The sequence below is a fragment of the Amycolatopsis albispora genome (assembly GCF_003312875.1).
GTDB lineage: Bacteria > Actinomycetota > Actinomycetes > Mycobacteriales > Pseudonocardiaceae > Amycolatopsis > Amycolatopsis albispora.
The window spans coordinates 4,993,505-5,017,513 of record NZ_CP015163.1 but is presented as its reverse complement, the minus strand read 5'-3'; the positions used below and the strand labels follow the sequence as shown (position 1 = coordinate 5,017,513).

General features: G+C 71.0%; 20 protein-coding genes. 16 read left to right on the top strand and 4 right to left on the bottom strand.

Annotated features, from left to right (window positions below; genetic code table 11):
• The first annotated feature begins 12 nt into the window (after window positions 1-12).
• The 3 genes from A4R43_RS23580 (at window position 13) to A4R43_RS23570 (ending at window position 3,932) form a co-directional block, all read left to right on the top strand.
• Complete coding sequence (locus A4R43_RS23580; protein ID WP_113694326.1) at window positions 13-1,815, top strand: ABC transporter family substrate-binding protein; 1,803 nt, start codon at window positions 13-15, stop codon at window positions 1,813-1,815.
• Between the two features lie 175 nt (window positions 1,816-1,990).
• Complete coding sequence (locus A4R43_RS23575) at window positions 1,991-3,007, top strand: ABC transporter permease (protein ID WP_113694325.1); 1,017 nt, start codon at window positions 1,991-1,993, stop codon at window positions 3,005-3,007.
• Window position 3,008: 1 nt separating this feature from the next.
• Window positions 3,009-3,932: an ABC transporter permease gene (locus A4R43_RS23570; protein WP_113694324.1), complete on the top strand. Its 924-nt coding sequence runs from the start codon at window positions 3,009-3,011 to the stop codon at window positions 3,930-3,932.
• A 195-nt stretch (window positions 3,933-4,127) separates the two neighbouring features.
• On the opposite strand, the gene A4R43_RS23565 is transcribed toward A4R43_RS23570, so the two are convergent.
• On the bottom strand, window positions 4,128-5,873 hold the full coding sequence (locus tag A4R43_RS23565) for an ABC transporter ATP-binding protein (RefSeq protein WP_113694323.1): 1,746 nt from the start codon (window positions 5,871-5,873) through the stop codon (window positions 4,128-4,130).
• A 155-nt stretch (window positions 5,874-6,028) separates the two neighbouring features.
• Between A4R43_RS23565 and mshB the strand changes: the two genes are divergently transcribed.
• From mshB to A4R43_RS23550, 3 genes are read left to right on the top strand one after another with little or no spacing between them, the layout of a single operon-like run.
• A complete protein-coding gene (gene mshB, locus A4R43_RS23560) occupies window positions 6,029-6,862 on the top strand; it encodes an N-acetyl-1-D-myo-inositol-2-amino-2-deoxy-alpha-D-glucopyranoside deacetylase (protein WP_236808209.1) in 834 nt (277 codons plus the stop codon).
• The gene (locus A4R43_RS23555; protein WP_113694322.1) at window positions 6,862-7,248 is read left to right on the top strand and encodes a hypothetical protein; all 387 of its coding nucleotides are present in this window, start codon (window positions 6,862-6,864) and stop codon (window positions 7,246-7,248) included. The genes mshB and A4R43_RS23555 overlap by 1 nt, the downstream gene beginning before the upstream one ends.
• Window positions 7,241-8,035: a hypothetical protein gene (locus A4R43_RS23550; RefSeq protein WP_113694321.1), complete on the top strand. Its 795-nt coding sequence runs from the start codon at window positions 7,241-7,243 to the stop codon at window positions 8,033-8,035. The genes A4R43_RS23555 and A4R43_RS23550 overlap by 8 nt, the downstream gene beginning before the upstream one ends.
• An 11-nt stretch (window positions 8,036-8,046) precedes the next feature.
• Here A4R43_RS23550 and A4R43_RS23545 read toward each other — a convergent pair whose 3' ends face one another.
• Entirely contained in the window at window positions 8,047-8,847 is an 801-nt protein-coding gene (locus A4R43_RS23545) for a site-2 protease family protein (RefSeq protein WP_113694320.1), read from the bottom strand.
• A 206-nt stretch (window positions 8,848-9,053) separates the two neighbouring features.
• Here A4R43_RS23545 and A4R43_RS23540 point away from each other — a divergent pair, with 206 nt between their 5' ends.
• A complete protein-coding gene (locus A4R43_RS23540; RefSeq protein WP_113694319.1) occupies window positions 9,054-9,377 on the top strand; it encodes a WhiB family transcriptional regulator in 324 nt (107 codons plus the stop codon).
• Window positions 9,378-9,547: 170 nt separating this feature from the next.
• Entirely contained in the window at window positions 9,548-12,868 is a 3,321-nt protein-coding gene (locus tag A4R43_RS23535) for a glycosyltransferase family 2 protein (protein WP_236808207.1), read from the top strand.
• Here the strand turns inward: A4R43_RS23535 and A4R43_RS23530 are convergent.
• The gene (locus A4R43_RS23530; protein ID WP_113694318.1) at window positions 12,829-13,290 is read right to left on the bottom strand and encodes a metallopeptidase family protein; all 462 of its coding nucleotides are present in this window, start codon (window positions 13,288-13,290) and stop codon (window positions 12,829-12,831) included. The genes A4R43_RS23535 and A4R43_RS23530 overlap by 40 nt on opposite strands.
• Before the next feature lie 104 nt (window positions 13,291-13,394).
• Here A4R43_RS23530 and A4R43_RS23525 point away from each other — a divergent pair, with 104 nt between their 5' ends.
• From A4R43_RS23525 to A4R43_RS23490, 8 genes are all read left to right on the top strand, one after another.
• The gene (locus A4R43_RS23525) at window positions 13,395-13,754 is read left to right on the top strand and encodes a DUF3499 domain-containing protein (protein WP_113694317.1); all 360 of its coding nucleotides are present in this window, start codon (window positions 13,395-13,397) and stop codon (window positions 13,752-13,754) included.
• 108 nt (window positions 13,755-13,862) lie between these two features.
• Window positions 13,863-15,221, top strand: coding sequence for a phosphomannomutase/phosphoglucomutase (locus A4R43_RS23520; RefSeq protein WP_113694316.1), 1,359 nt, complete (start codon window positions 13,863-13,865; stop codon window positions 15,219-15,221).
• 41 nt (window positions 15,222-15,262) lie between these two features.
• Window positions 15,263-15,499, top strand: coding sequence for a Trm112 family protein (locus tag A4R43_RS23515; RefSeq protein WP_113694315.1), 237 nt, complete (start codon window positions 15,263-15,265; stop codon window positions 15,497-15,499).
• The gene (locus A4R43_RS23510) at window positions 15,489-16,574 is read left to right on the top strand and encodes an SIS domain-containing protein (RefSeq protein WP_162788569.1); all 1,086 of its coding nucleotides are present in this window, start codon (window positions 15,489-15,491) and stop codon (window positions 16,572-16,574) included. Before A4R43_RS23515 ends, A4R43_RS23510 begins: the two co-directional genes overlap by 11 nt.
• Window positions 16,575-16,649: 75 nt before the next feature.
• Window positions 16,650-17,873, top strand: coding sequence for a mannose-6-phosphate isomerase, class I (manA, locus tag A4R43_RS23505; protein WP_113694314.1), 1,224 nt, complete (start codon window positions 16,650-16,652; stop codon window positions 17,871-17,873).
• Window positions 17,874-17,945: 72 nt separating this feature from the next.
• Entirely contained in the window at window positions 17,946-18,758 is an 813-nt protein-coding gene (locus A4R43_RS23500; RefSeq protein ID WP_113694313.1) for a helix-turn-helix transcriptional regulator, read from the top strand.
• Between the two features lie 278 nt (window positions 18,759-19,036).
• Window positions 19,037-19,960 carry a cation diffusion facilitator family transporter gene (locus tag A4R43_RS23495; RefSeq protein ID WP_113697830.1) on the top strand — a complete coding sequence of 308 codons (924 nt, stop codon included), beginning with the start codon at window positions 19,037-19,039 and terminating at the stop codon, window positions 19,958-19,960.
• A 95-nt stretch (window positions 19,961-20,055) separates the two neighbouring features.
• Window positions 20,056-21,624 carry an APC family permease gene (locus A4R43_RS23490; RefSeq protein WP_113694312.1) on the top strand — a complete coding sequence of 523 codons (1,569 nt, stop codon included), beginning with the start codon at window positions 20,056-20,058 and terminating at the stop codon, window positions 21,622-21,624.
• 16 nt (window positions 21,625-21,640) lie between these two features.
• Here the strand turns inward: A4R43_RS23490 and A4R43_RS23485 are convergent, their stop codons facing one another.
• Entirely contained in the window at window positions 21,641-23,995 is a 2,355-nt protein-coding gene (locus A4R43_RS23485) for a hypothetical protein (protein ID WP_113694311.1), read from the bottom strand.
• Window positions 23,996-24,009 lie beyond the last annotated feature (14 nt).

Genomic DNA, 24,009 nt, shown 5'->3' with positions numbered 1-24,009 from the left:
GGGCACACGTAAATGAGGAGAAGCAAAGCAGTCTCCGCCATGTCGCTGCTCGCCGGTTCCGCGCTCCTGCTGAGCGCGTGCAGCGGCGGCGGTAACGAGGGCGGCGACCCGAACACCGGCTCGAGCGCCGATATCAAAAGTATGGCGACGGGCAAGGCCCAGAGCGGCGAGAACTTCAAGCTGGGCGCGGCGCCGAACAGCGACCAGGTGATCGTCGGCATCGACCAGGGCTTCTCGGCGTACAACAACGACACGCCGGACTCGAACAGCTCGTACAACACCTACGTGCTGACCACGGTGCTCTCCGGCGCCGACGTGCTCGACGGCAACAACAAGGTGCTGCTCAACAACGACGTGCTCGAGTCGTGGACCGTCACGTCCAAGGAGCCGCAGGTCGTCGAGTGGAAGATCAAGCCCGGGGTGAAGTGGTCCGACGGCGACGCCTGGGACTGCGACGACTTCTACTTTGCCTGGCTCTCGCACAACGGCAAGATCAAGGACGGCGACACGCCGGTCTTCAACTCGGCGGCCACCGCCGGGTACAACCTCGTCAACGAGGCCACCTGCAAGGACGACCTGACCTTCGAGGCCAAGTTCGAGAAGCCCTACCTCGACTACAAGGGCATGTTCAACTCCACCGCGATGATGCCCGCGCACATCGTGGAGAAGCAGACCGGCATCGCCGACATCACCAAGCTCAACCTGAACAGCCCCCTCGAGGAGCTGAAGAAGGCCGGCGACTACTGGACCAACAAGTTCAAGGACTTCGACCCGGCCACCATGCCGGGCTCGGGCCCGTACAAGATCACCGCCTTCGACCCCAACCAGGAGTCGGTGACGCTGGAGAAGAACCCGCTCTGGATCGGTGAGAAGGGCGGCCCGGCCAAGATCATCGTCCGGGCGATGAAGGACACCAAGGCGATGGCCACCGCGCTGCAGAACGGTGAGATCGACGTCGCGGCGTCGACCCAGCCGGACGCCACCGCCGCGGCCACCATGAAGGGCCTCGCCGCGCAGGGCGTGACCTACGGTTCGGCCTCGCAGCTGACCTTCGAGCACCTCGACCTGAACTTCGCCAAGCCGATCTTCCAGAAGCAGGAGACCCGCAAGGCGTTCTTCGAGGTGGTCAACCGCCAGGAGATCGTGGACAAGCTCCTCAAGGAGGTCCAGGCCGACGCGCAGCCGCTGAACAGCATCGTCTTCTACCCGGGCGAGCAGGGCTACACCGACCTGTACAGCGACAAGGCGGGCAAGGGTGCCGAAGCCGCCGCCAAGACGCTGACCGACGCCGGCTGGGTCAAGGGTGCCGACGGCATCTTCGCCAAGGACGGCCAGCGGTTCTCGGTCACCATCACGCACAACCAGAACGACCGCCGCAAGCAGACCGTGGAGATCATCATCGCCCAGGCCAAGGCCGCGGGCATCGAGATCACCGACCAGACCGACCCGAACTTCCTCAAGGGGAACCTGGACAAGGGCGAGTACGACATCGCCCTGTTCGGCTGGTCCGCGGCGCCGTTCAAGGCCGAGCAGCCCTCGATCTACATCCCGAAGGACCAGGGCGGTAGCCAGAACTACCAGAGCCTGAACGACCCGCGGATCAAGGAAGCCTTCGACAAGGCCGTTTCGGCGACCGACGAGGCGCAGGGCACGGCGGCCTACCAGGAAGCCGACAAGTACATCGCGGAGAACTACGCGACGCTGCCGCTGTTCCAGACCCCGTCCATGTGGGGCTTCCGGGGCATCGACAAGGTGTACATGCAGTCGTACAACGGTGCGCTGTGGAACGCCGGTGAGTGGGAGAAGACCAGCTAGTTCTGGTCTCTTCCGCTTCCCACCGATCGACCCGGCGGGGATCGGGGACCGGCCACAAGCCGGCCCCGATCCCCTTCGGAAGTAGCTGTTGACGCCCGGGACCGGGGCACTACGGTGTACCTGGAATTCCGGGCTCGGTTGCGTTCCAGGCCGGGCCCCGACGAGGAGCAATTAGTTGAACCTGGTTGTCTACGTACTACGTCGCATAGCGATCTCCATTCCCATTCTGCTGATCGCCACTTTCCTGTGTTTCCTGATGGTCGCCGGGGCAGGCGACCCGCTCGGCGAACTGCGCGGGAACCCGAACGTCAGCCGCGAGGCGGTCGACGAGCTGGCTCGCCAGCTCGGCCTTGACCAGGGCCTGGTGCCCCGGTACTTCGACTGGCTCGGCAGCTTCCTGACCGGTGACTGGGGCGTTTCCATCGCCCAGGGTCAGGGCCTGCAGCCGGTTTTCCCGAAGGTGATGAGCGCCTTCGAGGTGACCGCCCGGCTGGTCATCGGTACCGAGCTCCTCGCGGTGGTCCTCGGCGTGACCGTCGGCGTGATCGCCGCCGTCAAGCAGTACTCCATCGTCGACTACATCGCGACCACGGTCGCGTTCCTGCTGTTCTCGATGCCGATCTTCTGCGTCGCCATCGTGCTCAAGCAGTACGCGATCGAGATCAACGTGCTGGTCCGCGACCTCGGGTGGGACGAATGGCTGGGCAATCCCTGGCTGCGCACCACGAGCCCGGAGAACCTGCAGGCGGACGGTCTGTTCGACTTCGCCACCAAGTACGTCGGCGCGTTCCTGCTGCCGACCCTGTCGATCATGGCGATCAGCTTCGCGGCCTACAGCCGCTTCCAGCGCGCTTCGATGCTGGAGACGCTGAACGCGGACTACGTGCGGACCGCGCGGGCGAAGGGGCTGTCCTCCTCCCGCGTGATCTTCCGGCACGCCTTCCGCAACGCCCTGATCCCGGTCACCACGCTGTTCTCGGTCAACTTCGCCGCGGTGCTCACCGGGGCGATCATCACCGAGCGGGTGTTCAACTGGAACGGCATGGGGTCGGTGCTGGTCGAGGCCGTCGACCGGAACGACCCGAACGTGCTGATGGGCTGGCTCGTACTGGTCGCCACGATGGTGGTGGTCGCCAATCTGATCGCCGACCTGATGTACGGCATCCTGGACCCGAGGATTCGCGTTGGCTGACATGAACTCACTCCTGACCGGTGCGCAAACCGCATCGGAGGGCACGTCGGCGACCCCCAACGCGCCCGCGCCCGAGCCGTCCAGCCAGGGCAAGCTGGTCCTGCGGAAGTTCCTGCGCCACAAGGCCGCGATGATCTCCAGCGCGGTGCTGTTGCTGCTGGTGCTGGTCACCGTGCTGATGCCGATCTTCTGGCCGTACGACTACGAGCAGACCGTCGGCGGCTTCCTGCCGCCGAGCGGCGAGCACCCGCTCGGCACCACGCAGGTCGGCAAGGACATGGTCTCGCAGGTGCTGCGGGGTACCCAGTACTCGCTGCTGATCGCGCTCACCGTGTCGATCCTGTCCACCACGCTGGGCGTGCTGATCGGGGCCAGCGCCGGTTACCTGCGCGGGTTCACCGACTCGGCGGCCTCGCGGCTGACCGACCTGTTCCTGATCGTGCCGCAGGTCGCCGCGGCGGCCATCCTGGTCAAGGTGGCCGGCGGCGGTTCGTGGTACGTGGTGGCGCTGGTGCTGGCGGCCTTCGGCTGGATGCCGATCGCCAGGATCGTCCGCGCCGAGGCGATGTCGCTGTCGCAGCGGGAGTTCGTCGAGGCCTCGCGGGCGGCCGGTGCCGGTACCGGACGGATCATCTTCAAGCACCTGGTGCCGAACATGGTCGGCAGCATCACGGTGAACGCGACGCTGGCCGTCGCGCAGGCCGTGCTGGCCGAGGCCGCGCTGTCGTTCATCGGCCTCGGTGTGCAGCTGCCGGACACCTCGCTCGGCCGGGTCATCCTGGAGAACTACGCGCAGCTGCAGGGCAGGCCGTGGCTGTTCTTCGGCCCGTTCGTGGTGCTGGTGCTGATCTCGCTCACCATCAACTTCATCGGCGACGGCCTGCGGGACGCTTTCGACCCGCGGCAGCGCAGGATGAAGGCGTAGTACGTACCTCGATTCACCAAAAAGGGGAGCCTCCGTTCGCGGTGGCTCCCCTTTTCGCGCCCCGCCCTTTGGACACGAATGTGGCTTTCGGGGCGAAAAGTGCCCCGAAAGCCACATTCGTGTCCAGGAAAAGGGAGAGGCCCCCGCATCCCAGCGGACCTGGGATGCGGGGGCCTCGTCAGGCCTGGCCGGGTATCAGTCGGCGACCGGGGCGAGCTTGCCCGCTTCCCAGGCCTTCCGGCGCTCCGCCTGCAGGACGGGGTCGGCCACCGGAGCCGCCGACAGCAGCCGCCGGGTGTAGTCCTCCTGGGGCGAGTGCAGCACCTGGTCCCGCGTGCCGACCTCGATCAGCTTCCCGTGCTGCATCACCGCCACCCGGTCCGCCAGCAGGTCCACCACGGCCAGGTCGTGGCTGATGAACAGGCAGGCGAACTGCAGGCTCTGCTGCAGGTCGAGGAACAGGTCGAGCACCCGCGCCTGCACCGACACGTCCAGCGCCGAGGTCGGCTCGTCGGCGATCAGCAGCTGCGGGTCCAGCGCGAGCGCCCGCGCGATCGAAACGCGCTGCCGCTGCCCGCCGGACAGCTCGTGCGGGTACCGGTTGCGGTAGTGCCCGCCCAGCTCCACGTTGTCCAGCAGGGTCTCCACCCGGTCGTTGAGCGCCTTGCCCTCGACCACCTTGTGCAGCACCAGCGGCTCGGCGATGGACTCGCCGATGGTCATCTTCGGGTCCAAAGTGGACGCCGGGTCCTGGAACACGATGGAGAAGTAGCGGCGCAGCGGGCGCAGTTCCTTGGCGGTGAGCTTGGTGATGTCACGCCCGGCGATGAACACCTGACCCTCGGTCGGGTCGAGCAGGCGGATCGCGCAGCGGCCCACCGTCGACTTGCCCGAACCGGACTCGCCGACCAGGCCGAGGATCTCGCCCTTGCTGATGTGCAGCGAGACGTCGTCGACCGCGCGGTTCTTCTGCTGACCGCGGCGGCCCGGGTACTCCAGCACCAGGTTCTTGATCTCGAGGGCGTACGCCGTCTCCTCGATCTGCGCTTCCAGCTCCTCGTCTTCGAGCCGGATGTCCTCGGTGGCGACCTCGAGCGACTCGGTCTCCAGCAGCCGCCTGCCCTCGGGGCGCTGCCCCAGCACCGGCACCGCGGCCAGCAGCTTGCGGGTGTACTCCTCCTTCGGCGAGGCGAACAGCTCGCGCACCGGCGCGGTCTCCACGATCTCGCCCTGGTACATCACCACCACGCGGTCGGCCAGGTCGGCCACCACGCCCATGTCGTGCGTGATCAGCACGATCGCGGTGTTCAGCGTGTCCCGCAGCTTGCGCAGCAGGCCGAGGATCTCCGCCTGCACGGTCACGTCCAGCGCCGTGGTCGGCTCGTCGGCGATGATCACCTTCGGGTCGCAGGCGATCGCCATCGCGATCACCACGCGCTGGCGGAGGCCGCCGGAGAGCTGGTGCGGGTACTGCTTGAACCGGACCGGCGGGTTCGGGATGCCGACCATGTCCAGCAGTTCGATGGCGCGCGCGTCGGCGGCGGCCTTCGACAGGTCCTGGTGGGTGCGCAGCGCCTCGCGGATCTGCCAGCCGATCGTGTAGACCGGGTTCAGCGCGCTCATCGGCTCCTGGAAGATCATCGCGATCTCGTTGCCGCGGACCTTGCGCAGCTCGGCGTCCTTCATGCCGCCGAGATCGGTCTGCTCGAGGCGGCGCTCGCCGGCGATCTTGGTGGTCTTCGGCAGCAGGCCGAGCACCGACATCGAGGTCACGGACTTGCCGGAGCCGGACTCGCCGACCACCGCGACGATCTCGCCGGGCGCCACGTCGAACCCGATCCCCTTGACGGCCTGCACGATGCCGTCGTCGGTGGAGAACGTGATGTGCAGGTCCGAGATGGACAGCACGGAACCCGAGGTCGTTGTTGCTTCAGTGCTCACCAAGATGCCCTTCGTGGGGGTACACGTAGCGAGCCCTTCCACAGCGGTTTTTCGCCGTAACCGAGGTACCGCTCGCACGTCACGTACAACTCTGCCGGGCAGGATATCCGAGGCACGCCCGCGTGGAATACCAACGCACGAATTAATCTGAAGCCGTGATCTCGCCAGAACCCCGCAGGTTGCTGCTGGTCCACGCCCATCCCGACGACGAAACGCTGACCACCGGCGGCACCATCGCCCGGTACGCCGCCGAGGGCGTCGAGGTGACGGTCGTCACGTGCACGCTCGGCGAGGAGGGCGAGATCATCCCGCCCGAGCTGGCCCAGCTCGGCTCGTGGGCGGGTGACCAGCTCGGCGGGTACCGCAGCGGCGAGCTGGCGGCGGCCTGCCAGGCGCTGGGCGTCACCCGGCACCACTACCTCGGCGGCATCGGCCGCTGGCGCGACTCCGGCATGGCGGGCACGCCGTCGGCCGAGCACCCGCGTGCCTTCGTGCGCGGGCTGATCGAGGAGCAGGCCGGTCAGCTGCGCACGCTGCTCGACGAACTGCGGCCGCAGGTGGTGGTCACCTACGACGACTTCGGCGGGTACGGCCACCCCGACCACATCCGCGCGCACGAGGTCACCATGGCCGCGGTGGCCGGTGCCGAGTCGGTGGCGCGCGTGTTCCACACGGTGTCGTCGGCCGGTGACACCTCGCGCGGGCTCGCCCTGCTCCGGGAGCGGGCGGACGTCGGGTTCCGCGTGCCAGCCGACAGCGAGCTGCCCGCCACCCCCGATGAGGTGATCACCACCAGGGTGGACGTGTCCGGGCACCTGGCCGCGAAGGTGGCCGCTCTGCGGGCGCACGCCACGCAGGTGCACGTCGGCGACGGGGTGTTCGCGTTGTCCAACAACCTCGCGCAGCCGATGGCCACCACCGAATGCTTCGTGCTGGTCTCCGGGGACGGCACCGGCGCCGCCACCGACCTGTTCGGGGGCTGGGACTGATGCGCTCGCTGCTGGCGGCCGTGCTGGTCGTGGACGCGATCCTGCTGGCCGTGCTGGAGCTGTTCTTCCTGCCGCTGCGGGCCGACGGCACGCTGCTGCCCGCGCTGGGCGCGTTCCCGGTGCCGGTCTCGCTGGTGGTGGCCGCGATCACCACGCCGGTGCTGGTGCTGGCCGGTCGCGCGCTGGTCGGCCCGCCGTTCGCCGGGGTGGTGCTGGCGGTGTGGGCGGGCGCGGCGATCGCGTTCGCCATGTTCGGACCCGGCGGGGACCGGGTATTCGTCGGAGACTGGCGTGGATTGCTGTTGCTGGCCGTCGGTGCGCTGCCGGGCGCGTTCGCCGTCGGTGGTTCGCTGCGAACGGGACGGGAGGCGAAGGTCGGTGGGTGAGGCGATTTCGGACGCCCAGGTGGTGAAGGTGCTGCGGCCGTTCGTCCGCGGCTGCGGGCCGATGCTGGACGCGCTGCGCGAATCGGACCCGCTCGGGCTGCTGGCCCGCGCGCGGAAACGCGACGACGGCTCGGAACTCGACGGCGTTGATCCGGGCCTGCGCGACAAACTGCTCAACGGGCTCACTTCGGTGAAGGTTCCCGGTACCGAAGCCTGGGCCGCGATGGACGCCGACGAGCGGACCAGCTGGTGGGTCAACCGCGTCGGCCGGTTCACCGCGCTGCTCACCTCGATCCCCGGCCTCGGCGGCGCGCTGGCCGACCGGCTGCCGGTGCAGGACGCGCTCGGCGCCGCCGCGCAGGGCCTGCTGCTGTGCGCGATCAGCGGCGAGCACGGCATCACCGAGGTCGGCGACCGCGTGCGCCTGATCGCCTGGGTGCTGTTCGAACGGGACATCGATCCCGTGCTGGCCGCGGGCAAGGACGCCGCGCACGACGCTTCGGCGGAGGACTCGCGGACCGATGAGCTGACCGAAGAACTCACCGGCGCCAAGCGCGAGCACGGCCGCCTGACGGTGAAGGCGGCCGGGCGCACGCTGTGGCGGCTCGGGCGCTCGCTTCTGTCCATCGTGGACGAACTGGAGAAGCGCCCGCGCGGGCGGCTGATCCACCGCGCGCTCGGCAAGCTGCCGGTGGTCGGCATGGCGGGCGACTACCTCGGCGAGCGGTCCGGGCTGAAGCGGGTGGCCAGGCGCGCCCACGCCTGGATCGACCGGGTGGCCGTCTAGGTCTACGCGTCCTAGGTGGTCCAGAAGCGGAAGGCGTACTGCCCGACCGCCGAAGCCATCGAGTTGCCGCCGACGGCGTCGAAGACCGCGGCGGTGAGGTCCCACAGCGTGTTGCCCACCGCGGGCACCGCGAGGATGAGCGCGAACAGCACCAGCGGCGCCCACGGCCGCGCCTTCGCCCCGAATTCACGTGCCTGGGGCGAGAGGTACGGCTCGATCGCGCCGTAGCCGTCGAGGCCGGGCACCGGCAGGATGTTGATCACAAAGGCGAGGATCTGCAGCGAGGCCAGGTAGGACAGCCCGATGGTGAGACCGGTCGGCATCGGGATCAGCGCCACCGAGACGGTCAGCACGATGCCGAGCGCGAGGTTGCTCAGCGGCCCGGCGAGCGAGACCCACGAGGACACCGAGCGCGACCGCAGCGCCCAGCGGTTGATCCACACCGCGCCGCCGGGCAGCGGGATGCCGCCGATGGCCAGGATCAGCAGCGGGATCAGGATGGAGAAGACCGGATCGGTGTACCGGCGGATGTCCATCGTCAGATAGCCCTTGGCGGCCACCTCGTTGTCACCGCCGCGGTAGGCCACCAGCGCGTGGCCGAACTCGTGGAGCACCAGCGAAACCGCCCAGCCGCCGAGGATCAGCAGCACGGCGCCGGCGGTGCCGACCCAGTCGCGCTCGCCGATGAACACGCGGCCGGTCAGCTCGTCGAACGGGAACGGGCTCTGCAGGGCCATCAGCACCCCGCCGGCGACGGTGACCGCCAGCAGGGCGTAGAACAAGGGACTTGGGCGGGTGGCAGAACGGTGCACGGGTCCAGTCTCCCCATCGACGTTGGGTGGCGCACGGCGTGTCCGCTTGCGCGAACGGTCTTCGGTATCCCCCGAACACGCTACTCAGCTTGACCTGACCCGATTACACGGGTGTAATCACAACGATGTCATTCGTTGGAGCAAGGGGATCAACGGGTGATTTCGGTACCGCCAGCCTGGGAGTGCGTGGAAGCGAGGAGGCGGACATGCGGTCAGCGATCGACGGAAGGGAAGGGGGCTCGGTCATGGATTGGGGCGAACGCCCGGAGCAGGAACTGGGGGTTCTCACTGATCTTTTCGACCCGGCCGAGGAGCAGCAGTGGCAGGAACGCGCGCTGTGCGCGCAGACCGACCCGGAGGCCTTCTTCCCGGAAAAGGGGGGCTCCACCAGGGAAGCCAAGCGGATCTGCCAGGGCTGCGAGGTGAAGGACGAATGCCTCGAGTACGCGCTGGCGCACGACGAACGCTTCGGCATCTGGGGCGGGCTGTCCGAGCGCGAGCGGCGCAAGCTCAAGAAACGCGTGGTTTAGGCAAAAGCTCCGCGAGACGGCGTGTTCGCCGGGTGTGCCGCGCACCCCGGGGAGCACGCCGTCTCGCCGTTTGACCGGCCGGGTTTCCAGTCAGTGAGACCGACGAGACCCTCCTAACGCGACAGTCGCCCCGCCGGGGTGCCCGGGCGCGCTGGCCGTAGGGTGGGCGGGTGCCGAGCTTCGCCACCGTGCCCGTTCTCGCGGTTTTGGTCTGCCACAACGGGGAAGCGTGGCTGCCGCTGGCGTTGTCCGCGTTGCGCCGCAGCGGCCCGCGACCCCGGCACGTGCTCGCCGTGGACACCGGTTCCACGGACCGGACTCCCTTGCTGCTCGCCGAAGCCGCCGATCCGGAAGCCGCGGTCGGTGGTGAGGGCCCGGTTCTTGACGGGATTCTCACACTCTCGGGTGAAACCGGTTTCGCCGAAGCGGTTTCCGCCGCCGTCGCGCACGCCACCGAGCGCTGGGGTGATCCCGGTTCGTGGCTCTGGCTGCTGCACGACGATTGCGCGCCCGAGCCGGACTGCCTCGACCGGTTGCTGCGCGCGGCCGAAACCTCACCCTCGGCGGGGGTTCTCGGGCCGATTTCGGTCGACTGGACCGATCCACGGCTGCTCACCGAAGCCGGCCTGTCCACCGACGCCTCCGGGCACCGGCAGTCGGTCGCCGGTGAGCTGGAGCACCGGCCGGAGCAGAGCACCGAGGTGCTCGCCGTGCCCAGCGCGGGCGTGCTCGTCCGCCGTGAACTGTGGACCGAGCTGGGCGGCTTCGACACCGAGATCCCGTTGCTGCGCGAGGACATCGACTTCGGCTGGCGCGCGAACGCGGCGGGCAGCGTGGTGCTGTCGGTGCCGACCGCGCGCATGCGGCACGTGCGCGCGCTGGCCACCGGGCAGCGCACCGCGCACGCGGTGCCCGGCTCGCTGGCCGCCGCCGATCGCGCGCTCGGCCTGCGCACCTTCCTGGTCAACTGCTCGGCGTTGTCGTTCTGGTGGGGCCTGCCGCGCCTGCTGCTGCTCTGCCTGCTGCGCGGACTCGGCTTTGCCTTGCTGCGCCGGGGAAATCGGGCGGCCGCGGAGTTCAAGGCAATCGGTTACCTGGCCGGTGGGCGGGCAGGGCTCAGGGCGGCGCGCCGGGAGCGGGCCGGCCACCGCAATTCCGTGCGCGGCTTGCTGGTCGGCCGGTTCGTCCGGCTGCGCAACGCCACCCGTGCGCTGGTGCTGCTGCTGATCCGGCGGCGGGTGGCGAGCGAGGCCGCGCTCGGCAGGTTGCCCGAAACCACCGCCGCCGAAACCGCGTGGATCCCACCGGAGGCGATGGGCGGCGCCGCCGGTGGCCGCCGCCCGGTCGGACCGGACGCGCTGCCCGCCGGGGCACGCAGCTCGGGACGGTCGCTGGTGTCGGGACTGCGGCGGCCGTCCGGCGTGGTCGCGGTCGAACTGCCCGAGGAGCCCGCCGCCGAACCGGAGCGGCCACGGCCGACGCCAGGCCCGCGTGAGGCCGCGCGCGAACTCGTTTTTGTCGAAGTGAACCGGCGGCGCATTCTCGCCGCGACGGTGTTCTCACCGCCGGTTGTGCTTTTTGTGGTGCTGACCGCGATCGCGCTGGTGACCAACTCCGGGCGGCTCGGCTTCGACCTGGCGGGCGGGCACCTGCTGCCGGTCGGCGGGCTGGGGCAGCTGTGGTCGGACTACCTGGCGTCCTGGCACGCGGTCACCGGCGGCACGGCGGCCGCGGCCCCACCGACGCTGGCCGTGCTCGGCCTGCTCGGCGCGGTGTTCCAGCCGGTCGGCGGCCCGGCCACGCTGGTCGCGCTGGTGCTGCTGCTCGAAGCGCCGATCGCCGCGCTCCTCGCGTACGCCGTCACGCGGCGGCTGCGGGTGCACCGGTGGGTGCGGGCCGTGGTGGCGGCTGGTTACGGACTGCTGCCCTCGGCCACCGCGAGCGTCGCGCAAGGTCGCCTGGACGTGGTCGGTGCGCACCTGCTGCTACCCGTGGTGCTCGGCGGGATCGTCGCCGTGCTGACCGCCGAGCGGCGCCAGTGGCTGCACACGGCGGTGCTGTGCGCGCTGGGGCTGGCGGTGTTCGGCGCCTTCTCGCCGCTCGGCCACGCACTCGCCCTGGTGGGCCTGGTGATCGCCTTTGTCGTGCTCCCGGCGCCCGGCCTGCTGGTGCGGCGGGCCGCGTCGGTGGTGATCGTGGTGGTCCTGCCGTTGCTGCTGCTCCTGCCGTGGCCCGCGGTGCTGGTGCGGTACCCCAAGTTCCTGCTGCACGGGCTGGGCGCGCCCGCCGGCCCGCAGCCCGGTGCCGGTGAGCTGTTCGGGCTGGCGCCCGGTGGACCCGGTGCCTGGCCGGTCGGCGTGGTGGTGCCGGTCGCCGCGCTGATGGCGTTGATCCTGCGGCCGACCGCCCGGGCGGTGCCCGGCCTGCTGCTGGCGCTGCTGGGCGTGGCGGGGGTGGTGCTGGTGCGCTCGGTCGAGGTCGCGGACAGCCCGGGCGGCGTGCTCACGCCGGGTTTTGCCGGGGTGCCGCTGCTGGTGACCGGGGCCGGTCTGCTGTGGGCGGTGCTCGCCGCCTGCGAGCGGACCACCGCACCGAGCGCGGCCTGGCTGCCGAAGGCGGCGGCCATCGGCGGGGTCGTGCTGCTCGCCGTGCTGGCCACCGGTGCGTTGATCACCGGACGTGACGGCCCGCTCACCGCGGGCGGTGGGCTGCGCCTGGCCGACCCGCTGACCAGCGAACTCGCGCAGACCCAGCGATCCGTCGTGGTGCTGGCCGGTGGGGGAGAACCGGCGCGGCAGGCGGCCGGGCGGCTGCCGTCCTACGGCGACGACGAGCTGGTGCCGACCACCGGCGCGCGCGAACGGCTCGCCGACTGGCAGGTCAACCTGCTCAGCGGTGTGCGCGAGCCGGTGCAGGAGGCGGTGGCGGGCATGGCCGCCAACGGGGTGCTCTTCGTGGTGCTGCCGCCGGGTGTGGACAGCGCGCCGATCCAGGCGATCGCCGACGAGCAGGTGGCCGCGGCGCCACCGGCGTCGGACGGGCGGCAGGTGCTGCGGCTGACCACGGTCGGCGGTCCGGTGGTGCTGATCTCACCCGAGCTGGCGCAGCGGGCGGTCAACGGGCGGCCGCCGGAGATCCAGTCGGCCGACGCCTCGGTGGCCGGGACCGCGGTGGTCGACGCGGTGCCGCCGGAGGTCAGGGTGCGGGTGTCCGACGGACCGGCCGGGCGGCTGCTGGTGCTGGCCGCGGACGAGGAACCGGGCTGGAAGGCGACGGTCAACGGCGAGCAGGCGGCCATCGTGCGTGCCTGGGGTCACCAGGTGGCGGTCGCGGTGCCGACGCGGCAGGCCGAGGTGGTGGTCGAATACAGCGGGGGCGGGCGGAACATCCTGCTGCTGGTGCAGGTCGCGGCCCTGCTGTTCGCGGCGCTGACCGCGGTGCCGAGCCGCCGTCAGTCGCCTTCGATCACGTCCGGCTCGACGCCGAGGTAACCGGCGACCTGCTCGACCAGCACGTCGTGCACCAGTTCGGCGAGTTCGGCCGGGTCCTTCGCCCGGGCTTCCAGCGGACGCCGGTACAGCACGATCCGCGCGCGCGTGGGCAGGCCCGCCCGGTCGACCCCGGCCGGGACCAGCCTGGACAGCGGGACCGAGCCGTCGTGCAGCACGCCCTCGGTGTTCACCGGGCGGCCGTTGCGGCGGACCTCCGGCACGTCGTCGACGGCCACGTCCAGCTTGGTCAGCTCGTGCCGCCAGCGTGCCTCGATCGGCTCCAGCGCGTCCAGGACCAGCGCGTCGAACTTCTCCGCCCGGCTCGAGGCGGCAGGCAGGGAGGACGGGTACAGCGGCCCGCGCAGGCCACGCCCGTGCCGGTCCCGGCGCAGGCGCTGCTGCTGTCGGAATCCACGAGCCATCGCCACGGAACGAAAGGGTACGCGCCCCGGTGGACGAGGCGAGAATCCGCCTCACCGGTGCGCCTGCGCGAAGTGGCGCGTGTTAAGCGCTATCGTCTGACCTTGTGCCGAGCGTACGAAAGTGTTCGCGGACAGGGTGCCTGGAGCCCGCTGTCGCCACGCTGACCTACGCCTACAGCGACTCGACCGCTGTCGTGGGACCGTTGGCGACGGCCTCCGAGCCGCACTCCTATGACCTGTGCGAGGAGCACGCCCTGCGGCTGACCGCGCCGAGGGGCTGGGAGGTCGTGCGCCACGAGGGCGGCTTCGCCGCACCACAGCCCTCTGGTGACGAGCTCACCGCACTCGCCGAAGCCGTCCGGGAGGCGGGCCGCTCCGACGGGCCGCCCGCCCCGCCGGAGCCCGACGCGCCCTCCGGCCGCCGCGGCCACCTCCGGGTCCTGCCGGACCCGATCAAGCATTAGTCGTTTTCCTCCGTTCATCAGTACCTGCATCCGCCGTCGTACCCCGCCGGTAGGCTTTCCGACGCGCATCGAGCGCACGAGCCGTCGTCGAAACCACCGGGAGAGGGCGTGTCAGACCTGTCGGGCATCGTGAAGGCCTACGACATCCGAGGCGTTGTCGGGGAAGAGCTGAACGCCGACCTCGTCCGGGACTTCGGGGCCGCGTTCGCGCTGCTCGTGAAGCTGGACGTGCCCACCGCGGTGGTGATCGGCCACGACATGCGGGAGTCCTCGCCCGGCCTGGCCGCCGCCTTCGCCGAAGGCGTCACCTCGCAGGGGCTCGACGTGATCAACATCGGCCTGGCCAGCACCGACCAGCTGTACTTCGCGTCGGGCTCGCTGAACCTGCCCGGCGCGATGTTCACCGCCAGCCACAACCCGGCCAAGTACAACGGCATCAAACTGTGCCGCGCCGGGGCCGCCCCGGTCGGCCAGGACTCCGGCCTCGGTGAGATCCGCGACATGGTGACCCAGGGCGTGCCCGAGTTCGCCGGGCAGCGCGGCACGGTGACCGAGCGCGACGTGCTCGCCGACTACGCCGCCCACCTGCGCGGCCTGGTCGACCTGTCCGCCAACCGGCGGCTCAAGGTCGTGGTGGACGCGGGCAACGGCATGGGCGGGCACACCGTGCCGACCGTGTTCGACGGGCTGCCGATCGAGGTCGTCCCGATGTACTTCGAGCTGGACGGCAGCTTCCCGAACCACGAGGCCAACCCGCTCGACCCGAAGAACCTGGTCGACCTGCAGGCCAAGGTGCGCGAGGTGGGCGCCGACGCGGGCCTGGCCTTCGACGGCGACGCCGACCGCTGCTTCGTGGTCGACGAGCGTGGTGAGCCGGTGTCGCCGAGCGCGGTGACCGCGCTGGTGGCCGTGCGCGAGCTGGCCAAGGAGCCGGGCGCCACCATCATCCACAACCTGATCACCTCCCAGGCGGTGCCGGAGATCGTCGCCGAGCACGGCGGCAAGCCGGTGCGGACCAGGGTCGGGCACTCGTTCATCAAGCAGGAGATGGCCGCCACCGGCGCGATCTTCGGCGGTGAGCACTCCGCGCACTACTACTTCCGCGACTTCTGGAAGGCCGACACCGGCATGCTGGCCGCGCTGCACGTGCTGGCCGCGCTCGGCGAGCAGGACGGCACGCTGTCCGAGCTGACCGCCCAGTACTCGCGCTACGCCGCCTCCGGCGAGATCAACTCGACGGTGGACGACCAGGTCGCCCGCCAGGTCGCGGTCAAGGACGCCTTCGCCGGCCGGGACGGCGCGCTGGTCGACGAGCTGGACGGGCTGACCGTGCGGCTGGCCGACGGCAGCTGGTTCAACCTGCGTGCCTCGAACACCGAGCCGCTGCTGCGCCTCAACGTGGAGGCGCCGGACGAGCAGGCGGTCCGTGCCCTGACCGATGAGGTTCTGGCGATAGTTCGTGACTGAGGCGAGGGTATTCACGGACCTCGCGGTGGTAAGGAGGAACCATGGCCGTAACGCTTGACGAGCAGCTGCTCGAGATCCTGGCATGCCCGTCCGAGGATCACGCGCCGCTGCGGCCGGGTTCTCCGGACGACCCGGAGGCGGACGCGCTCACCTGCACCTCGTGTGGCCGCGTGTACCCGGTCCGCGACGGCATCCCGGTGCTGCTGCTCGACGAGGCCACCGAGGCCACCGAGGTCACCGAACGGGCCGAGAAGGATCCCGCGACCGATGGTGATTGACGACACGCTGCTCGACGACCCGTCGCGGCTGGCCGACGTCGACTCCGCGGGGTTGCTGCGCGCCACCGCGATGGCCGGCGCGCAGGTCAGGGCCACCACCGAGGCGGCGGCCGAGATCGGCCTCGCCGACCGGCTGGACGTCGGGCGCCCGCGGGCGCTGGTGCTGCTGGCCAGGCCGGGCGTCGGCCGCACGGTGACCAGCGTGCTCGCCGCGCTGCTCACCCCGACCTGCCCGGTGCCGATCGTGGTCAGCGAGGCGGTGCCGTCCTGGATCGGCGCGCTCGACGTGGTGGTCGCGCACACCGAGCAGGGCGACGACCGCGAGCTGGCGGTGTCGCTGGAGCGCGCCGCCCGCTACGGCGCGACCGTGGTGGTCTCGGCCCCGCCGGACGGCCCGGTGGCCGCCGCGGTGTCCGGGCGCGGGCTGCTGCTCGCGCCGCGCGTGCCGGTGCCGCCGGAGCTGTCGTTCCCGCGTGCGCTCGCCGCCGGGCTGCTCACCGCGAACGCGCTGGGTGTGCTGGTCGCCGACGTGGAGGCGCTGGCTGACCAGCTGGACGCCGAGGCCGAACGCGACCAGCCCGGCCACGAGTCCTTCGTGAACCCGGCGAAGGCGCTGGCGCTGCGGCTGGCCGAGCGCACCCCGCTGCTGTGGGGGCTGGACCCGGTGGCGGTGGCCGTGGCCGGGCACGCCGCGCACTCGTTCGCCGCGCATTCGGCGATGGTCTGCGACGTGGCCGACTACCATCAGGCGCTCGCCCGGCCGGCGCTGCACCGCGCCGCGGTCGGCAGCACCACCGAACGCGACATCTTCGCCGACCCGGACGAGGGCGGGCTGCCGCAGCCGAGGGTGCTGCTGCTGTCGCTGCGGTCCGGTCCGGGCGCGGAGGCCGCCCGGCGCCAGGCCGAGGACATGCTCGCCGGGGTCGACGTGCTCGCCCCCGCCGAGGAGATCGACGCCGACGAGCCCACCAGGGCGGCGGTGCTCGCACTACGGTTCGAGCTCGCCGCGATCTACCTGGGGCTGGCCGCGGGAAGCATCGGAGGGGCAGGCCGCTACACGTCCGCGACCGCGTGAGTGGCAGGTCGAAGTCCGCGCCGGGGGCCGCCCCGGCCGAAGTGGTGACCAGGTCGCCGAGGAGTTGAGAGCACAGTGGAGCTGCTGCGCAATGCCGTGCGGCCCTACGCATGGGGATCGAGGACCACCATCCCCGAGCTGCTGGGCCGGCCGGTGCCGGCACCGCACCCGGAGGCCGAGCTCTGGATGGGGGCGCACCCCGGCGACCCGTCGAAGGTGGTCGGCGCGGACGGGGTCGAGCGCAGCCTGCTGGAGCTGGTCGAGGCCGACCCGGTGGCCCAGCTCGGCGAGACCTGCGCCGGCACCTGGGGCAACCGGCTGCCGTTCCTGCTGAAGATCCTGGCCGCCGAGGAGCCGCTGTCGATGCAGGCGCACCCGTCGGCCGACCAGGCCGCCGAGGGCTACGCGCGCGAGGAGGCGGCGGGCATCCCGCGTGACGCGGCGAACCGGAACTACCCGGACCCGACCGCGAAGCCCGAGCTGGTGTGCGCGCTCACCGAGTTCCACGCGCTGGCCGGGTTCCGCGACCCGACGCGCACGGTGAAGCTGCTCAACGCGATCGAGACGCCGGGGCTGGCGAAGTACACCAGCCTGCTCGCCGCGCAGCCGGATTCGGACGGGCTGCGCGCGTTGTTCACCACGTGGATCACGCTGCCGCAGGCCACGCTGGACGAGTTGTTGCCGGAGGTGCTGGACGCGTGCGTCGCGCACGTGAAGGAGCACGGCGAGTTCAACACCGAATGCCGCACCATTCTCGGGCTGGGTGAGGCGCACCCGCGTGACGCCGGGGTGCTGGCCGCGCTGCTGCTGAACCGCCTGGTGCTGCGGGCGGGCGAGGCGATCTACCTGCCGGCCGGGAACCTGCACCTGTACCTGCACGGCACGGCGGTGGAGATCCTGGCGAACTCGGACAACATCCTGCGCTGCGGGCTGACGCCGAAGCACGTGGACGTGCCGGAGCTGTTGCGCGTGGTGGACTTCAACGCCGCCGAGATGCCGGTGCTCAAGGGCGAAGAGGGCGACTGCGGTGCGGTGTACCGGACCGGGGCGCCGGAGTTCGAGCTGTCCAGGGTCGAATGGACGGCGAGCGACCGGGAGCCGGTGGTCGCCGGGAGCAGCGGGCCGCAGATCCTGCTGTGCACCGAAGGCGCGCTCCGCGTGCGGGCGGAGGACGGGCGCGAGCTGGCCCTGAACCGGGGGCAGTCGATCTGGCTGGCCGCGGCCGACCCGGACGTCCAGATCACCCCGACGGGGACGCAGCCCGCGCAGCTGTTCCGCGCCACCGCGGGCACCTGCTGACCTGCCGCAGGGCACCAGGGTGGGTGTGCCACGGCCTCCCCAGGTCCGTTCCCCCGACCTAGTCTCGAAGGCATGAGCAATCCACTCGGGCAGTTCCTCCGCGCACGCCGCGCCCAGGCGCGGCCCGAGCACGCCGGGCTCGCGCCTGGTCCGCGCCGCCGGGTGAGCGGGCTTCGCCGCGAGGAGGTGGCGCTGCTGGCCGGGGTCAGCACGGACTACTACATCCGCCTCGAGCAGGGCCGAGAGCGCAACCCGTCACCGCAGGTGCTCGACGCGCTGGCCCAGGCGCTCGGCCTGGACGAGGAACTGGCGGCGCACCTGCACCGCGTCGCCCGGCCGCTGCCCACCCGCCGCCCGGCTGGCGACCGCGTCAGCGACAACCTGCTCCGCAGCATGGCCGCCTGGCCCGACACCCCGGCCGTGGTGCTCGGGCCGTACCTGAACGTGCTCGCGCACAACGCGCTCGGCGGCGCGCTCTTCGCCGGGCACCGGTACAGCGGTGACCTGCCGCGCCTGGTCTTCCTCGACCCGGACGCCCGCACCTTCTACCCGGACTGGGACCAGGTCGCGGCGAACACCGTCGCCGCGCTGCGCGCGGCGGTGATCGACCAGGACGACCCGCGGCTGATCGAGGTGGTCGGTGAACTGTCGGTGAAGAGTGCGGAGTTCCGCAGGCTGTGGGCCCGGCACGACATCCGGCAGAAAACCACCGAAGCCAAGCGCTTCCACCACCCGCAGGTCGGCCCGCTGACGCTGCACTACGAGAGCCTGACCGTGAACAGCGCGCCCGGCCAGCAGCTGGTGATCTACCGGGCGGATCCGGACAGCCCGGCCGCCGAAGCCCTCCAGCTGCTCGGCAGCCTGGTGGCCACCGACGACGAGTGACGTTTCAGTCCACTTTGGACCCGTAACGGCATTCCATGCGCCCTCGGCAAAATCCCGCCGCCATAGCGTCTATTGTGGACTAAAATCCGCGCCCGCGCGCCGCCTGTGCGAAGTCACCGACGGTCCGGTGCGCCCCCGCGTGACAGGGGGTGGAATGATCGCCCGGCGTGTGGTAGGTGAGATGATGTTCGCGAATTCTCGCACCTACCGGGCGCGGAACAGTGAACTGGCTCTAGGCTGCAACCCGACAAAACGGGTCGACGCTCCAGGGGGCAGTGGTGGCAGCAAACGGCGGGACCAAGGCGATCTTGGCGGCATTGTTCGCCAACGCCGGGATCGCTACGGCGAAGTTCGTCGGGTTCCTGATCACCGGTTCGTCGTCGATGCTGGCCGAGTCGGTGCACTCGGTCGCCGACACCTCGAACCAGGGCCTGCTGCTGCTGGGGCAGAAGACCTCCCAGCGCAAGGCCACCAAGGAGCACCCGTTCGGCTTCGGCCGCGACCGGTACTTCTACTCCTTCATCGTGGCGCTGATGCTGTTCACCCTCGGTGCCGCGTTCGCGCTGTACGAGGGCATCCACAAGCTGCAGGAACCCGAGGCGCTCACCTCGCCGATGGTCGCGGTGGTGATCCTGGTGGTGGCCATCGGGCTGGAGACCTACAGCTTCTACACCGCGATCGTCGAGTCGAAGAAGATCAAGGGCGACGCCAGCTGGTGGGGCTTCATCCGCCAGTCACGCACCCCGGAGCTGCCGGTGGTGCTGCTCGAGGACGCGGGCGCGTTGTTCGGCCTGGTGCTCGCGCTGTTCGGCGTCGGCCTGTCCACGATCACCGGTGACCCGGTCTTCGACGCGCTCGGCACCATCTGCATCGGCGTGCTGCTCGGCGTCATCGCGATCATCCTGATCATCGAGATGAAGAGCCTGCTGATCGGCGAGGGCGCCACCGACACCGAGCTGCGCACCATCGAGGACGAGCTGGCCGCGGGCAAGGTCGAGCGGGTCATCCACATCCGGACCCAGTACATCGGCCCGGACGAGCTGCTGGTCGCCGCGAAGCTGGCGATGCGCCCCGGCCTGGAGCTGGCCGAGGTCGCCCAGGCCATCGACGACGCCGAGCAGCGCGTGCGCGGCAAGGTGCCCGCGGCACGGCTGATCTACCTGGAGCCGGACCTCGACCGAAACCTCGCAAACCGGCACTGAACGGGCGCTGACCTGGGCGTTGGTGCCCGAGCGGCGGTCTCGGGTGGTGACCATTAGGGTGAATCCCCGAACTGGCACCCCCGAGGAGGTCGACGTTGCCCGGCACGGGTTTGTGGCGCACGAAGTCGGTGGAGCAGTCCATCGCGGACACCGACGATCCGGACACGAAGCTGCGGAGGAACCTCAGCGCCTGGGACCTGACGGTCTTCGGCGTGGCGGTGGTCATCGGCGCGGGCATCTTCACCCTCACCGCGCGCACGGCGGGTGACCTCGCCGGTCCTTCGGTGTCGGTGGCCTTCGTGCTGGCCGCGATCGCCTGTGCGCTGGCGGCGCTCTGCTACGCGGAGTTCGCGTCGACGGTTCCGGTGGCGGGTAGCGCGTACACCTTCTCCTACGCCACCTTCGGCGAGTTCATGGCCTGGATCATCGGCTGGGACCTGGTGCTGGAGCTGGCGGTCGGCGCGGCCGCGGTGTCCAAGGGCTGGTCGGTGTACCTCGAGACGGTGCTCGGCTACCTCTTCGGCGAAGGCGCCCGGACCACCTTCGAGATCGGCGGCGCGACCGTCGACTGGGGCGCGCTGATCCTGGTGATCGCGCTGGCCACGGTGCTGACGCTGGGCACGAAGCTGTCCTCGCGGGTGTCGATGGTGATCACCGGCATCAAGGTCGCCGTGGTGCTCTTTGTGGTGGTGCTCGGCTTCTTCTACATCAAGGGCGCGAACTACACGCCGTTCGTGCCGCCGTCGCAGCCGGGTGACGAGTCCAGCGGCGGGGTCGAGCAGTCGCTGTTCTCCGCGCTGCTCGGTGGTGAGGGCAGCAGCTTCGGTGCGTTCGGCCTGCTGGCCGGTGCCTCGCTGGTGTTCTTCGCGTTCATCGGCTTCGACATCGTGGCGACCACCGCGGAGGAGACCAAGAACCCGCAGAAGTCCGTGCCGCGGGGCATCTTCGGCTCGCTGGCCATCGTGACCGTGCTGTACGTGGCGGTTTCGCTGGTGGTGGTCGGCATGGTCAGCTACACCGAGCTGTCCACCGGGACCAAGCCCGACGGCAGCCCGGACCGCAAGACGCTCGCCTCGGCGTTCGCCGCGAACGGGGTCGACTGGGCGGCGAACATCATCTCGATCGGCGCGCTCGCCGGGCTGACCACCGTGGTGATGGTGCTGATGCTGGGCCAGATCCGGGTCATCTACGCGATGTCGCGCGACGGCCTGCTGCCGCGTCCGCTGGCCAAGACCGGCAGCCGCGGCACGCCGAAGAACGCCACCATCGGCGTCGGCCTGCTGGTCGCCGTGGCGGCCACCTTCTTCCCGGCGGACAAGCTGGAGGAGATGGTGAACGTGGGCACGCTGTTCGCGTTCATCCTGGTCTCCGCGGGCGTGATCGTGCTGCGCAAGACCCGGCCGGACCTGCCGCGCGCGTTCCGCGTGCCGTGGGTGCCGGTGATCCCGATCGCGGCGATCATCGCCTGCCTGTGGCTGATGCTGAACCTGACCGTGCTGACCTGGCTGCGGTTCCTGGCCTGGATGGCGCTCGGCGTGGTGGTCTACTTCGTCTACAGCCGCCGGCATTCGCTGCTGGGCAAGCGGCTGAAGGAAGAGGGCACTGAGGGCGCGACCGCCTCACCGCTGCCGGTCGAAGGCGCCGACCCGAAGCAGCAGCCGTAACCCGCGTTCGGGCCCCTCAGTTGGGGGAGTGACGCAGGTCGAGCTTGAACCGCGGCCGTTCGACCGGTGGCAGGTCCCCGAACAGCGGGAACTGCTCCGCCGCCGGTCGCATCGGCTTGCCGGGGAGTTCCAGGCCCGCCGCGCACGCCACCGCCCGGTCCCATTCGGGGTCCGCCAGGTAGTCGGCGTGCCGGCAGACGCCGGGCGCCCACCGGTGCCCCGGCGACGGCTCCCGCAGCGGGTCCGGCAGCCAGTGGTCGCCGCCGAGCACCACGGCCCCGGTGCTGCCGCATTCGGCGGGCTGCAGCGGCCCGACCGTGCCGTCCGGCAGGTAGCCGACGCCGTGCAGCTTGCCGTCGGTCACCTCGTGCCGCCAGGTGGTCACACCACCGCCGAAGGTGTCCGTGCCGCGGCTCAGCCCGCGCCACCGCCCGTCCAGCCTGCCGTACAGCCGCGCGAGCGTCCGGTGCGGCAGCACCGCCGGGAACGCGCGCTGGTACCCCCACTGCAACGGCGAACCCGCGGTGAGCACGCCGACGCGTGACCGGTCGGCTTCCGGCAGCTCCCGCATCAGCCGCGCCGCGGTGACCACGGCGAGCAAGCCGCCGAGGTTGTAGCCCGCCAGCACCACGCGTGTGTTCGGCTCCTGCAGGTGGACGCGGGTGCGCGCGGCCAGTTCCGGCACCACCTTCAGCGCGTAGCAGGGTGGCACCGTCGGGTGCGCTGCCCGCGGCCAGAAGCAGACCAGGTCGGCCAGCGCGCCCAGGTGCCTGCTGCGCTCCGGGCTGGTCGCCGCGGTGTAGACCACCCGCAGCAGCCCCGCCGCGAGCGCACCCAGCGCGAACACACCCAGCGCCGACAGCGGGTCGAGCCACGACGGCAGCGGCAGGTCGCCGATCCGGACCGCCAGCAGCGCCAGCGTCGCCGCCGACATCACCAGCACCACGGCCAGCACCAGCTGGTGCAGCCGGCGCCGTTCCCAGGCCGAACGCGCCCACGCCGCCGCCGCGTCCTCGCGGTCCTGCGGCTTGTCCTGGAGCATCTCGACGACCTTCGGAATGCCGCGCTTGCGCAGCCGCCGCGGGACCGCACCGGCGAAGCCGTACACCGCGAGCACGGCGGCCACCACGATGCCGAGGCCCCAGACCATGGTCAGCAGCGTGTACCCACGCGGCAGCACCAGTTCGCCGGTGCCGAGCAGCTTGCGCCCGGCGATCGCCACGCCCGCGCCGAACCCGCCGCCGAGCAGCCCGGCGAGCGCGAGCGCCGGTGCCGACGCCCAGCCGCCCATCCACGGCCGGAGGCGGCGGGGGAGCGCCCGCCAGCCGCGCCTGGCCAGCAGCGCGGACGGGATCAGCAGCAACGCGAACAGCACCACCACCACGAGCAGCCCGCCGCCGATCACCTCGACCAGCCCCTGCGTGCCGGGCAGCACCTGCGGCACCTCGCGCACCTGCACCACCACCGCGATCACCAGCGCCAGCCCGAGCCCCAGCACTAGCCGCTGGGTCCAGCGGCCCATGGCGCGGGTCAGCACGCGCACGTCCAGCACCGCCACCAGGATCAGCCCCAGCGCGATCAGCCCGGCCGCCACGCCCCACAGCACCGCGCCGAAGGCGTCGGACGGCGGCCGCAGCGGACCGCCGAGCGGCAGCAGCGCCACGCACGCCAGCGCGGACAGCGTGTGCAGGCAGCGCAGCAGCGGCGTGTCCGGTGAGGTGCGCAGGTCGTCGCCGGGCAGCGGGTCGCCGACCGGTTCGACCGGTTTCGACGTCACCACCCAGTTCGTCGATGAGATCAGGTGCAGCAGGAAGATCATCAGCAGCAGCGGGACCAGCCCGATGGACAGCCGGGCGACCGCGCTGTCCCTGGACCACGAGGGGGCCCAGTCCAGGCAGCCGGTGTTCGGCGCGAGGCACTGCGCGGCGACGAGGTCGAGCGTGATCACCGCGACCTGGCTGACCAGCAACATGGTCAGCGCGAGCGAGGCCACCCGCAGCAGGCTGCGGCACACCGCGGCGAGCACCCGCGCGACACGGCTGTGCTCCGGCACCGGCGGCAGCATCCAGTGCGCCACGTTCGCCAGCGAGAACGGGAACAGCAGCGCCCAAGTGGCTTTCGCCACTCCGCCGGAGGTCATCCGGCTCCAGAGGTAACCCTCGAGGATGCGGGGCACGGTGCGGCCGAGCGCCTGGAGCACCGGGCCGGGGGCCGGACGGCGGAGCCGATCGGCCGGGCGGGTGAACTGCCCGATCCCGTCCCCGGCGACGTCCACCGCCGCGGTCGCGTCAAGCAGGGCCTCGCCGGTGGTGCCGACCAGGCCCGCCACGCGAATCTCCACCACGCGGGCGTCCGGACCTGGTAATGGCACTGCGGGTCTCCTTA